At 40.8% G+C, this 13,317-nt stretch carries 10 protein-coding genes and 1 pseudogene; all 11 read right to left on the minus strand.

What is annotated here, in order from left to right:
- Positions 1–109 precede the first annotated feature (109 nt).
- The 11 genes and pseudogenes from QFZ73_RS10075 to QFZ73_RS10125 all read right to left on the minus strand — a co-directional run bounded on the left by QFZ73_RS10075 (position 110) and on the right by QFZ73_RS10125 (position 12,983).
- Positions 110–1,470 (minus strand): annotated as a pseudogene (locus tag QFZ73_RS10075) (IS1182 family transposase).
- Between the two features lie 332 nt (positions 1,471–1,802).
- Positions 1,803–2,693, minus strand: a complete 891-nt coding sequence (locus tag QFZ73_RS10080) for a peptidylprolyl isomerase (protein ID WP_307265812.1) — start codon at positions 2,691–2,693, stop codon at positions 1,803–1,805.
- A 298-nt stretch (positions 2,694–2,991) separates the two neighbouring features.
- Entirely contained in the window at positions 2,992–4,065 is a 1,074-nt protein-coding gene (locus QFZ73_RS10085; protein ID WP_307265814.1) for an ABC transporter substrate-binding protein, read from the minus strand.
- Positions 4,062–4,865, minus strand: coding sequence for an ABC transporter permease (locus QFZ73_RS10090; protein ID WP_307265815.1), 804 nt, complete (start codon positions 4,863–4,865; stop codon positions 4,062–4,064). Before QFZ73_RS10090 ends, QFZ73_RS10085 begins: the two co-directional genes overlap by 4 nt.
- 1 nt (position 4,866) lies before the next feature.
- Entirely contained in the window at positions 4,867–5,670 is an 804-nt protein-coding gene (locus tag QFZ73_RS10095; RefSeq protein ID WP_307265818.1) for an ABC transporter permease, read from the minus strand.
- Positions 5,660–6,769 (minus strand): ABC transporter ATP-binding protein, encoded by a 1,110-nt coding sequence (locus QFZ73_RS10100; RefSeq protein WP_307265820.1) that lies wholly within the window; start codon positions 6,767–6,769, stop codon positions 5,660–5,662. Before QFZ73_RS10100 ends, QFZ73_RS10095 begins: the two co-directional genes overlap by 11 nt.
- Positions 6,770–6,832: 63 nt before the next feature.
- Positions 6,833–7,375: a helix-turn-helix domain-containing protein gene (locus tag QFZ73_RS10105; RefSeq protein WP_251435928.1), complete on the minus strand. Its 543-nt coding sequence runs from the start codon at positions 7,373–7,375 to the stop codon at positions 6,833–6,835.
- Between the two features lie 169 nt (positions 7,376–7,544).
- A complete protein-coding gene (locus QFZ73_RS10110; RefSeq protein WP_251435925.1) occupies positions 7,545–8,930 on the minus strand; it encodes a protoporphyrinogen oxidase in 1,386 nt (461 codons plus the stop codon).
- Between the two features lie 186 nt (positions 8,931–9,116).
- Positions 9,117–9,635 (minus strand): GNAT family N-acetyltransferase, encoded by a 519-nt coding sequence (locus tag QFZ73_RS10115; RefSeq protein WP_251435922.1) that lies wholly within the window; start codon positions 9,633–9,635, stop codon positions 9,117–9,119.
- A gap of 117 nt (positions 9,636–9,752) precedes the next feature.
- On the minus strand, positions 9,753–11,786 hold the full coding sequence (locus QFZ73_RS10120) for a Na+/H+ antiporter (RefSeq protein ID WP_307265823.1): 2,034 nt from the start codon (positions 11,784–11,786) through the stop codon (positions 9,753–9,755).
- Between the two features lie 306 nt (positions 11,787–12,092).
- Entirely contained in the window at positions 12,093–12,983 is an 891-nt protein-coding gene (locus QFZ73_RS10125; RefSeq protein ID WP_307265826.1) for a diacylglycerol/lipid kinase family protein, read from the minus strand.
- Positions 12,984–13,317 lie beyond the last annotated feature (334 nt).

Genomic DNA, 13,317 nt, shown 5'->3' on the forward strand with positions numbered 1-13,317 from the left:
AGTTTGTAGACAAAAGGGGTTCGGAATTAAAAAATTCTGAACCCCTTTTGAAATTCCCTTTGAATTTTCGCCTAAAGTTAAGAGATTGGGGCTCTACGAGCCCACTATGTTAGGCCATTTTTGGACCTCGCCATGTCCAATTGGCCATCTTCTTTAAATTAATGGCAGCGAAAGTAAGCATCGCCTGCATCGACAATTTTTTAAGTCCCCTTAAAGTAGTCCAACGCATACCATGCTTTTCTTTTGCATCTGCGAATACACGCTCAATCGTTTCTTTGCGTTTCGCATATATAGGTTTTACATCTTGATGGTGACGCAGATGATCTGCTTCTTCCACATATGCTTGCCAGATATGCCGTGTCACCACTTTTTGACAGTCTTTGCTTTCTGTACACCGAGATAAAAATGAGCATGTTGTACAAATTTGTTTTGGCGATTTGTACTCGCGATAGCCCTCTTTATTTGTTGTTGAGTACTTTAAAGTTTCGCCCGAAGGGCAAAGGTAACAATCAAAATGTTCATCGTATACATAGTCCTGTTTGCGGAAAAATCCTTCTTTGGTGCGAGGACGTGTATAAGGTAAAGCCGCCGGTATGATTTCTTTGTTAAATAGGTAGCTTGTAATCGCTGGTGTTTTATAAGCTGCATCTGCGGCAACGGCTTCCGGTTTTCCAACTTTCTCAATCACTTGTTCAACTAGTGGCTCTAAGATCTGACTGTCATGTGTATTTCCAGGTGTTACAATCGTTCCCAATACAAAACCGTTGCGGTCTGCGGCCGCGTGGAATGAATAGGCAAACTGTTTTGTTCGTTCATCTTTCACATAGTAGCCACTCTCAGAATCCGTTGTACTTTCTTTAATCTCTTTGGTCTCTTCTTTATCAAATTTATCTGGGGAAAAGGCTTTTTTCCATGGTTTTCACGATCTTGATTGATTTCTTCTTGAAGACGTCCTTGATACGCTCGTGTTTCTTTACGAACGATTTTCTTTTCAAATTTCCGTTTATTCGCACTGGCTTTCACATGTGTGGAATCCACGAAAACGTGTTCAGCACTTATTAACTTTTTATTAGCAGCTGTCATTAAAATGCGATAGAAAATCTGTTCAAACAGGTCTGTATCTTTAAAGCGTCGCTCATAATTTTTCCCGAACGTAGAGAAATGAGGTACTTTATCATGGAAACCATAGCCTAAGAACCAACGGTAAGCCATATTGGTTTCAACTTCTTCAATCGTTTTACGCATGGAACGAATACCGAAGGTATATTGAATGAAAGTCAGTTTAACTAAAATAACTGGATCAATACTTGGGCGTCCTACCTCTGAATACATATCTTTCACCAAGTCATAAATGAAAGTGATGTCAATGGCAGCCTCCATTTTACGAACCAAATGGTTCGGTGGCACCAGTTGATCTAAAGTAATCATTTCAAGTTGATCTCGCTGAATAGAATCATGTTTAGAAAGCATCCTAATCACCTCAAGTTTTAATACTTCTATTTTAAAACAAAAATGACTCCAGGCAAAAGTGTTCTATCTAAAAGGTAAGACAAAGTTGATTGGAACGGAAGGTACGAGACTCCTGCGGGAAAAGCGCGTCTAGGGGAGACCCCGCAGGCGAAAGCCGAGGAGGCTCCCCGACCGCCCGCGGAAAGCGAGTGCCTGGAGTGGAAATCAACGTCCAAATTGTACAAGCCATAAAAATAGACAAACTCGATTTTCATCGAGTTTGTCTACAGTCTGAAAGCTGAGGCATTACGCCTCAGCTTTTTTTGTACCTTATATCAATTCACTTGATAACCTTAGTTAGCACTCTCTAATTTATTCGTTATCTCATGCTCTTTTTTCACTTCAGCTAACCAAACGGGATATTCCTCTTGTAATCTTTCAGAAAGAAGCGTTTCTTTAATTACATCTTTATTGTCTTCTAATTTAGCTTTTTTTGCTTCCTTCTTACCGGTTACTTTTATGATATGGTACCCATAATCGGTTTTGACTGGATCACTGACTTTATTTATATCAAGGTCAAAGGCAACATCTTCAAACTCATCCACCATATCACCTTTCCCAAAATATCCTAGGCTTCCACCGTTATCCGCCGTTTCAGTATCAGTGGAATATTCAGCTGCCAATTTAGCGAAATCACCGCCTTCTGCGATTTCTTTCGCAACTTTTTTAGCCGTTTTTTCGTCTTCGACTAAAATATGACTAGCTTCCACTTGTTCCGCTTGAGCAAATGTATCTTTGTTATCTTCAAAATACGTACTGATTTCATCGTCCGTCACGGTTATTCTCGGTTCTACCAGTTTTTTCGTTTGCAGATATACCACGATGTCCTTTTTTAAGGCTTCCATGGAAGAACCGCTTGCTTCCAATTGCTCTTTTAACGACTTTTCATCACCATAGGACTCAACCATGGTATCGATTTCTTTCTGTATTTCTTCATCCTTAATTTTAATTCCTGCTTTTTCCGCTTCCAATTCCACCAATTTATTCGTAATTAACAGGTCTAAAGTATCTGCTCCGTATCCCGCAACAAGCGCGTCATACAGCTCATCCTTATTGATTTTCTCGCCATCGATACTGGCCATTGTCTTATCCGTGGACGAAATCATAGCAAATGCCATGATCCCGCCAATGATTAAAATGCTCCCTGCCCAAATATATGCTTTCGTGCTTCTTAATAGTTTCATGAATACTCTCCCTTAATTTTTCTATTATGTTAGCTTGGAAATATTAATTAATCCTTAAGATTTTAATTCAACTTTCAATATGTACTAACTCTATCATTATACTAACATACTTATATCCCTACAGATATTTTAGAGTATTTCAATCTGCTACCAATTTATATTGAGATTTTGGTTGATCATTACAAAAAACAAAATTATACCGTTATATTGACTTTTGATATATAGGTAACAGAGTGCCAAAAACACAGAAAAAAGCATGGTGTACGGAGGGAATTCCTACACCATGCTTTTTCCTGTGTCATTTACGATGCATCTTGAATTCAAGGAAGAGTTCGTTGTAATGGGCCAAGTTTTTCTTCCCAAGGTTTTCGTATACTTCCAGTTTCTTTGTCAGTTCCGGTGATGGATAGAAACGTTCATCCTTCACCACTTCTTCAGGCATATATTTCAGTGCTTCTTTATTAGGTGTCGAGTAACTTACATATTCAGCATTCTGTGCCGCAACTTTCGGGTCAAGCATGAAGTTGATGAACCGGTGAGCCGCATCGACATTTTTGGTTGTTTTCGGGATGACCATATTATCAAACCATAAATTGGACCCCTCTTTTGGAACAACGTATTCGAGATCTTCATTTTCAGCCATGATTTCAGAAGCAACCCCCGACCAAACAAGGCCAATCGCCGCTTCCTGGGCTTCCAATAGCATGCGGCTTTCATCTCCTACTATCGCTTTGATATTCGGGGTGAGGGCATCAAGTTTGGATTTTGCCTCTTGAAGGTGTTCTTCATCTATATCATTCAATGAATAATTCAAAGAGTTCAGACCCATGCCCATCACTTCTCTAGCCCCATCCGTCAAAAGGATTTCATTTTTTAAATCTTTATCCCATAAATCCGCCCAGGCCGTTATTTCTTTGCCACCGAGCATCTTGGAATTGTAAACAATCCCAACCGTTCCCCAGAAATATGGCACGGAATATTTATTCTCCGGATCGAATGGCAGATCAATGAATCGCTCATCGATATTTTTCAAATTCGGAAGCTTGGAATGATTCAAGGGAACCAACAAGTCTTCTTGCCTCATCTTATCGATCATATACTCAGACGGAATGGCAATATCATAAGTCGTACCGCCCTGTTCGATTTTAGTCATCATTGCCTCATTCGAATCGAACGTCTCATAAATGACCTTTATGCCTGTTTCTTCTTCAAAACGTTCGATTAGATTCGTATCGATGTAATCGCCCCAATTATAGATGGTAAGCGTATTGCCGCTCGTAAACCCCTGCGATGAATTCAATCTTGAAATCGTATATAGCAGCAAAGCGGATACGAAGGAAATGATCAAAAACATTTGGACAAGCCTTTTCATCGTTTCCCCCCCATTCCCATTTGCCTTGCACGTTGAGTTATAAAGTAATATACGACAACCAACAGCAGTGTCAAGACGAACAGCAATGTCGATAGTGCATTGATATTCAATGAAATACCACGGCGGGCCAAGGAATAGATTTCCACAGAAAGAGTGGAGAAGCCATTACCGGTCACAAAGAACGTAACCGCAAAATCATCAAGTGAATAAGTCAATGCCATAAAAAAACCAGCAAAGATACCTGGTAAGATGTATGGAAGGATGACCTTCGTCAATACATCCCACCGGCTTGCCCCTAAATCTCGGGCCGCATCAATTAAAGTAGGGCTCATTTCCTGAAGTTTCGGAAGGACCAGCAGCACAACGATCGGGATACTGAAGGCGATATGCGACAAAAGTACCGAGTAGAATCCAAGCTTGATCCCGGCCATTGTGAATAAAATCAGGAAGGAAGCACCGATGATCACATCGGGACTGACAATCAATACATTATTCAATGACAATACCGTATTCTTAGCTTTACTGCTCGTAAAGGACCGAATTCCAATCGCCCCTATCACCCCTATGATCGTTGCGATCAGTGCAGATAATAAAGCAATCACAAGTGTATTCAATACAATGATCAACAGCCTTGTATCTTGGAACAGCTCCTTGTACCACTCCATCGTGAACCCTTTAAAGTCATACATCGTTCCACCGCTGTTAAAAGAATAAAAGACTAAAAAGAAAATCGGTGCATAGAGTATGAGAAAAATCAAAACGAGAAACGCTTTTGATATTGGTGATAATTTATTGCCCAATTTACACACCCTGCTTTCGGTTACCCGTTACAAACATAATCAGGAACATTATAATAATCAAAAATACCGCGATTGTGGAACCCATTCCCCAATCCTGTGTTACAAGGAAGTGCTGCTCGATAGCCGTACCAAGCGTAATGACGCGGTTACCGGCAATCAGTCTTGTAAGCATGAACAATGAAAGTGCCGGGATGAAGACTACCTGGCATCCCGTCTTTACACCATCTAACGTCAATGGAAAAATGACACGGCGGAATGTCATCCATCGGGAGGCTCCCAAGTCATTGGCCGCATCCAAAAGGGTTGGATTCATTTTATCAAGCGCATTGAATATCGGTAAGATCATAAACGGGATGAAAATATAAACCGAAACGAATATGAAGCTGAAATCCGTAAAGAGAATCTGCTGCTTTCCGATTCCTACAGCCTCTAGAAAACCATTCGCCACACCATACGTGCCAAAAATACCAATGAAGGCATAAGCCTTCAAAAGTAAATTGATCCAGGAAGGCACGATAATCAGCAAAAGCCACAACTGCTTATGCTTGGTTTTCGTTAACAAATATGCGGTCGGGTAAGCGACTAAAAGGGATATTCCCGTAATCAGGAAAGCATACCAAAATGAGCTTAAAGTCATTTTTAAATATACTGGCGTAAAGAACTTTTGATAGTTAATCAAAGATGGTTTGCCTTCAATGTCAAAGAAGGAATAGTAAAGGATTAACAAAATGGGTGCGATGACGAATAAAGCAATCCATAAGACATAGGGTATGAAGTAAATATTCCGGGATATTTTATTCTTCATGACTTTCCCCATCATGATACGCTTCCAGACGCTTATCGAATTCTTCTTCAGTTTCACCCAATCGCATGACATGAATCGATTCTGGATCGAAATAAAGACCTATTTCATCTCCAACTGCCACTTTTTTCGTTGATTGGACAAGCCATTCATTTCCATCATGGTCATAACAGCTGATTTCATAATGAACACCGCGAAATAGCTGGGAGTCCACCCGAACTTGCAGTTTTCCGCGATCGACGGAAGTAATCTCTAAATCTTCCGGGCGGATGACAATATCGACAGCTTCATTACTGTTCAATCCTTGGTCGACACATTCGAACTGTCTGCCTACGAATTCCACGAGGTAATCTTCAATCATTTTTCCTTTTACAATATTAGACTCACCGATGAAATCGGCAACGAATCGATTCAGCGGTTCATCATAAATATCCGTAGGGGTCCCACTTTGTTGAATTTTCCCTTTGTTAAGGACAAAAATCTCATCTGACATCGCTAATGCTTCTTCTTGGTCATGAGTGACGAAGATAAACGTGATTCCAAGCCTCTGCTGCAGCTCCCGCAATTCATATTGCATTTCTGTACGTAATTTCAAATCGAGGGCAGATAGCGGTTCATCCAGAAGGATGACTTCAGGTTCATTAACAATCGCCCTGGCAATCGCTACCCGTTGCCGCTGACCGCCGGACATTTCCCTGATCTCCCGTTTTTCATAACCCTCCAAATTAACAAAGCTTAGGGCTTCCTTCACCTTGATTTCCACTTCCGTATTCTTCATTTTTTTGATCCGAAGACCAAATGCTACATTTTCAAACACATTTAAATGCGGAAAAAGTGCATAATCTTGAAATACCGTATTCACTTGCCTTTTATTGGCTGGCACATCATTGATCTTTTTTCCTTCAAAGTAAATATCACCTTTGGAGGCTTCCGTAAATCCGGCAATCAAGCGAAGGATGGTGGTCTTCCCACATCCAGAAGGACCCAAGAGTGTATAGAACTTCCCTCTCTCGATTTCAAAACTAACATTATCGAGAACTACCGTTTCATCATCAAATTGCTTCGTAACCTGATCGAAGCGTATTATATTCCCTTTTGCCATAGCTTCTTCCCTCTCTCCATTACCTTACTCATCAATCTTCAACGATTGCATTTGTTTTGAATTCTATAAGTATGATTCCGTCACCACGAGTAATAACTCGGACTGACCTTCAAAATCATTGATGATTTGATGTTCATCTGAAGCATGAAAATAAATCGATTCCCCTGCCTTGACGAAATACGTATGTGTACCAAGCTTTACAATGACTCTTCCGCTTAATACATAACCGAATGTTTCAGACAAGGATGGTTCAAATTGTTTGAACTCCCCTTTTTCCTGGAGAGTCAGTAGAATAGGTTCCATTTCCTTCTCATTCGATTCAGGCACGAGCCACTGAATTTGATACCCGCGTTCTTCATCGATGAAAAATGTTTGTGCTTCTTCTTCATACACCACTTTTTGGACCTGATCCTCTTCATCGAAGAACTGCTTCGGCTTGCAGCCGAGTACTTCTAAAATATTGAAAAGAGTTTCAATTGAAGGGGAACTAAGATCCCTTTCCAACTGTGAAATATATCCTTTGCTTAAATCCGTTCTTTCCCCCAATTCTTCCTGGGTCAATCCTTTTTTCAAGCGAAGGTTCTTTATTTTTTTCCCAATTTGCATCCCATTACCCTCAATCGGTTTACTTATAGTAAACCCACAGTAGATAAAGTTTTATATAAGTAAACTTTCAGTTTAATTTTACGAATATCATTATACAGGAAATATTGGAAACTTTAAACAGAATTTCCAGTCATGCTAAAAAAAGGACTGCCACCTGGCAGTCCCCCTTTTACAACTTCAGACATATCTCTTGCGCTTTCTTTTCCCCATCAGCAATACAGTCAGGGATTCCGACACCATTATATGAACAGCCCGCAAGTAAAACATTCGGATAATTCTCGGAGATTTTCGCCTCCAGTGATTGAACGATTTGAGGATGTTTAATATGGTAGTTCGGCATATTTTCATGCCAATTCGTCACTTCACTCGTAATTGGATCCCCGGAAATGCTTAGACTGTTTTTAATGTCGCGTAAAGCCACCTGGATCAATTCCTGGTTTGTAAGGGACCGTAATCGTTCATAGTCCGGTCTTGAGCTTTTATAAAAAAGCCTTACCAAAAGCTGACTGTTTTCAGAAGTATGCTCCCATTTCCGGCTTGTCCAGGTACATGCATTGCAGATCAAATCACTGTTATCACCTGCAATGAAACCTGTCCCGTCTTTGGGAAGCATGCTGTCCGGGATATCGAATCCAAGATAAACGCTAATCATCGAACTATTGATCAAGCCGTCGAAGTCCTCATCCAACTCCCGATCACCCAATAATTTCTGGGCAACAGTATGCGGTGTACTCAATACGATAAAGTCCGTTTCCAGCGTTTCACCGTTTGCCAATGAAATGAAATACCCCTCATCATTTCTTCCAATTTTATCTACACTGACCCCTTTTAAAATCTCCACCATATCGAGGCTTTCCTCAATTCGTTCAACCAATGTTGATAGGCCATTTTTAAACGAAAGGAACTTCTTATTTCCCTTGCTTTGGTATTTCTGCTTATTTTCCGATAGACCGCGTATTATACTGCCATATTCATTTTTATAATCCAGCATTTCTGGCAGTGTTTTGGCAATGGTCAATTCATTTAATTTTCCTGAGTAAACACCCGATAGGACAGGCGATATCTGCTTTTGCACCAATTCCTTACCTAAGAAGCTTTCAAGAAATAAACCAATTGAGTCATTCTTAGTAAACGTCTCATTTTTTGTATAGAAATCCTTTAAGGCGTCAACCTTCCCCTGGGCGGAAACCAGATCACTTTTCGCCAGCGACTCCAGGCTCATTGGTATTCCGAATAGGGCATCTTCGGGAATTCCCTTCAGCATCCCATCTGTATGGATAAATGATTTTCCCGTGGCATTATAGACAACTTGATCCTCTAGGTTCAATTCCTTAAGAAATGGTTTTATATTTTGTTTCCTGGCGACAATCGAATCGGCACCCGCTTCAATTTTAAAAGGACCATCGTGTACAGTCCTTATTTTACCGCCCAGTTCCTCATTTCCTTCTATTAATATTAATCGTACGGAGAGACTCCTCGCTTTAACTGTTTTTTGTAAATAATACATGGTTGATAAACCGGTAATGCCTCCACCTACGACTACGACTGTCTTCATTAGGACTACACCTCGATTAACGAATTTTACATTAAGTAAAGTGTACCATAAGGCAGCGGCATTATTAAAAGCTGCCCTTCTAAATCATTGGTTTCATAATGAAGCCTGTAACAAATTGGACAAAAAAAGACCTTCCCTCATTCGAAAAGTCTACATGCCATTATATAGTATTTGTTATTTCGTTCCTTATTCCATATCCTTGTTCATCGTATCCAATCTATATTCCATTATCTCCATCAACCCGCTTCTGCCTTCCTTCTGAATCCCTGTATCCCGATACCCCGATTTCGTATAAAGCGTTTTTGCAATCACGTTCATGACGTCCACTGCCAGAATGATCGAATCCTTGTTTGGAAAAATCCCTTTTGCGAATCCCGGAAGGATTTGCAAGGCTTTCTTCGCAATCCCTTTACCTTGATGCTTTTGATCAACAAGAAATCCACGGAGTAATATCGCTTTTTTATCGTTGGTAAAAGGGGTGATGGTCTTGCCAATGTGTAGAACGAAAAAGCCAACTGGGATACCCTCAGCCAATATAACGATAGGATGCCTGTCGCAATCTTCCCGGCAATATTTCAGTGACTCTTCGGGCAGAGCAGAAAAAGGGGTTTGTGTATCCGGTAAATAAAACTGGGAAAGCCCGTGAATATGTTCTGGTAAATAAGGCGTTAAGGTGATGGTCTCGATTTCCTTATCCTGTTTCATTAAGACACCCTCTTTCATCAATTATTGGATACATTAAAGATTCGATGCCCCGTCAGATATTCCCTTCACAAACCGGAAGGAGCACTGCCGAATATATCGGCAGTGCTCCTTAAGTTATCAATGTGTATTTTCATTGATTGTTAGTGCTTCTCGTAAATTGATTTGCTGGCGGAGTATGTTGGCAACATCACGGGAAATTTGTCGTTTTTCAAACATATCCTGCACTTCGTCCCGTTCTGCTTGGATCGCTTTATAGAACAGCTCTTTTTCATAATCGGCCATTTTACTAGGGGTACGGCCTCTATTTTCACGTTTGCATTTTAAAATCAACACTTTATACTCTTCTATGATCATCGAGGATGTCTCATGATTATCAGGTGTAATTCCGGCTTGTATCTCTTGGATGGCAGCTTTATACATCCTGATTTTAAGGTCCCTGACCTTTTCCAATCTCTCAAGATTGATTTTTCTTATTTCTCTTTTATTAGGGAAAAATAATTTTAAAACCCTCAGCATACTTCTTCTGAAAAGCGTTACTGACCTGAAAAAACGGAACTTCAGTCGATTTGTTACGGCACCTTCCATGCGCTGGATGTATTCCTTGCATATATACGCCGTTTCCCGGTCCACTTTTTCATCCTTAATAAGTTTATCCAGGAATCTTTGCTCTGCTTCAAGGGCCTTGAAGCGAAGGACCTTCTCTTCTTCCCTTAATGCAGCCGGTTCTTTCTCCTGTTCTACATAGGACAATTCATTGATCTTGGTACAGTACCTAGAAATGATTGATAAAGCCGCTTCCCGGTTTTCATCTGTCATTTGGGACTCAATCACCCGAATGGCCGCTTGATGTGAGTGAATGGCAGCAGCTTTCGTTTTATCAGCCTGCTTGTCCACCACTTCCTCTTCTTCTGACCGTGCCACGATTGGCAGAAATACACTCGCAACAATCAAGGTCAGCAATATGACACCTGCTGCAATGAAGATGATTAACGAACGCTCAGGAAAAGGACTTCCATCTGCCAGCACATACGGAATCGAGAACGAACCCGCTAATGTTACAGCTCCGCGAACACCGGAAATCGTAATGATTCCGGCCGCTTTGAAGTCTGGCTTTTGGGCGCCTGCTTTTTTCGTCATCCAGCCAATCGACCAGGCAGCCGTAAGCCAAATGAATCGTAAAGCGAAGAGAAAAAGTGTAATGATCACGATATAAAGGATAACTTGTCCATTATTGAAGGCTGGATCTTGAAAGATCGTTTTCGCCACGCTTGGGATTTGCAATCCAAGCAAAACGAATACAAGACCATTCAATACATATAAAATGACGGACCATGTACTCTTTGATACGACCTGAAGTTCTACAGTTGGTGATATTTCCCGATCTCGTTCAATGGCATGGACAATCCCTCCAGCCACGACCGCTAAAATCCCAGAAAGGTGGAAATGTTCCACAGCGAGGAAAATAATAAAAGGAGTTAGGATTTGGATCAGCATATGCATCGTGACATCTTCCATCCCTAAACGGCGAAGAAATACACGAAGCCTGATAATGATGAAAGCAAGTATTGCTCCACCTACAAATCCACCAATTGCTATCCATATGAAACTGAAGGTTGCGTCGACTAAGGAGAAAACACCAGTGACTGTAGCTGCAACGGCAAACTTAAAGGCTACTAAACCTGAGGCATCATTCATTAACCCTTCTCCTTCGAGAAGGTGCATGATGCTCTTCGGTAACTTGACCCGACTCGCCAAAGCGCTTACTGCCACAACATCCGTAGGTGACAAAATGGCCGCTAAAGCGAACGCTGCCGGCAATGGTATCGAAGGGATCATCCAATTAATTAAATAACCGCCTGCCCAAACCGTTATGAATACCAGGCCCAGTGCAAGCATTAGAATGGGTGCTCTCAACTTCCATAGTGCTGTTCGGGGTACATTTTTGCCATCATTGAATAATAGGGGTGCGATGAATAACAGCAAAAATAATTCCGTCTCCATCTCAACATGTATACCCAGGGGTAAAAGTGCCAATATGACACCCAGTGCTATTTGTATTAATGGTACAGGTATAAAGGGTATAAAATGGTTAATTACATTAGACACTCCAATCAATATTAGAAGGGCTAATATAACAAGAAAAAACTCCATACAAACATCAAACTTCCTCTCTCATCTATTATCATAACTATAAGCGTAACATATTTATACCCATTCATTCATGCATTAACTATTCTAACCTAGAACCCACCTGAATAATGATACCTTTTATAAAAGCAAAGGAGCTTTCGTTTTGCGCGATGAACCATCATGAAGATCGAGGTGATTGGATGTTTACAAAATCAACTCCATCAACAAACTTGGGTAACCGCATAACAGGAAAAAGCTGATTGGCTAACATAATCAGCTTCCCACCTAAAGAAAGACAACCAACATAACAAGTTGGGATTAAATAACTTATATAGTTCCCGGGACAAAGAGACGAAGATGTTTGTGCAGTACATTTGCCTGGAAAGGAAGAAGAATGCCTTCATCGCCATCGATATTGACTGCAAGTTCCTCTGATGTGGCTAAATGGAGCTTGGATGTTTTAATATATTCAACTTCATCATGCCCCTTGATCTCCCCCCTAATTAAACTGGGAATGATCTTGACGATTAGAGGAAGAGATAAATCCTTAATGATGAATGTGTGCAGCTTTCCATCATTCACTTCCGCCTCTGGTGCAAGTTGTTCGAAACCGCCGACAGAGTTAGTCATTGTTGCAATTAGTAAATGAGCCTCGCCCATCCACTTTCCCTGATCATGTTCAACCGTTAAAGGAAATGGAGTCTTTTTAATGATCGCTTTTGCTCCTTCAATGAAATATGCAAAAGACCCCAGACGGGTTTTTTGTTCAACGGTAACATTATAGGTAGCCTCGGCAATCGCCCCTACTGCCAACACATTCATGAAGTAACGATCATTGATCTTCCCTATGTCCGATTCCTTAATATGCATATCCTTTAATATCTCGATGGCTGCATTGGGATTCAGGGGTATTCCCAAAGATCTCGCGAAATCATTAATGGTTCCTAGTGGAATGATTCCGAAAATGGGCCGATGTCGCTGCTCGCCCATGCCACTCACTATCTCGTTCACCGTTCCATCCCCACCCATGGAAATGACAGCATCGAACCTTTCTGCACATGCCCCCTTAGCAAAATCCGTAGCATCCCCCTCTCCTTCCGTTTCACGAACGCACACCTCATCAAAAATTTCACCAAGTGCCTTTTCCGCTTTCGGCAAAATCTTTCCTGCCTTTTCCTTACCTGAAGATGGATTGATGATAATCATCGCTTTCGACATATGCTACCTCCCATTATTGTACTTCTATTAGCAAGTTACCTCTTTACTGATGTACTAAAACCATACGGACAATTTTTCTGATTGTTGAATAAGCATTTCCCCAGTAACTTAAAAATATCGCTGCCACTTGAATTCTGCTGACCTTTTAGAACAAGCTCTTATATGTTACATGGACTGTGGAACAGCCATTCATTGATCACTGAACTTTCCTGTTCCTCATCTGTTACATTCATACCTATCTCAATCAATTGAAAATTGTCTGTCCCTTTCGCTCCCTCTTTGTTCTTTTCTTTTATAAAAAGCATTATTTCTTCAATTTCCTACTTGCCGCGAA

The sequence above is a fragment of the Peribacillus sp. V2I11 genome, from assembly GCF_030817135.1.
Classification (GTDB): Bacteria; Bacillota; Bacilli; order Bacillales; family DSM-1321; genus Peribacillus; species Peribacillus simplex.

Bases quoted from the DNA above. Each gene is read 5' to 3' on its own strand.
- QFZ73_RS10080 (WP_307265812.1), bottom strand. From the start codon at position 2,693: ATGAAACTATTAAGAAGCACGAAAGCATATATTTGGGCAGGGAGCATT.
- QFZ73_RS10085 (WP_307265814.1), bottom strand. From the start codon at position 4,065: ATGAAAAGGCTTGTCCAAATGTTTTTGATCATTTCCTTCGTATCCGCT.
- QFZ73_RS10095 (WP_307265818.1), bottom strand. From the start codon at position 5,670: ATGAAGAATAAAATATCCCGGAATATTTACTTCATACCCTATGTCTTA.
- QFZ73_RS10100 (WP_307265820.1), bottom strand. From the start codon at position 6,769: ATGGCAAAAGGGAATATAATACGCTTCGATCAGGTTACGAAGCAATTT.
- QFZ73_RS10105 (WP_251435928.1), bottom strand. From the start codon at position 7,375: ATGCAAATTGGGAAAAAAATAAAGAACCTTCGCTTGAAAAAAGGATTG.
- QFZ73_RS10110 (WP_251435925.1), bottom strand. From the start codon at position 8,930: ATGAAGACAGTCGTAGTCGTAGGTGGAGGCATTACCGGTTTATCAACC.
- QFZ73_RS10115 (WP_251435922.1), bottom strand. From the start codon at position 9,635: ATGAAACAGGATAAGGAAATCGAGACCATCACCTTAACGCCTTATTTA.
- QFZ73_RS10120 (WP_307265823.1), bottom strand. From the start codon at position 11,786: ATGGAGTTTTTTCTTGTTATATTAGCCCTTCTAATATTGATTGGAGTG.
- QFZ73_RS10125 (WP_307265826.1), bottom strand. From the start codon at position 12,983: ATGTCGAAAGCGATGATTATCATCAATCCATCTTCAGGTAAGGAAAAG.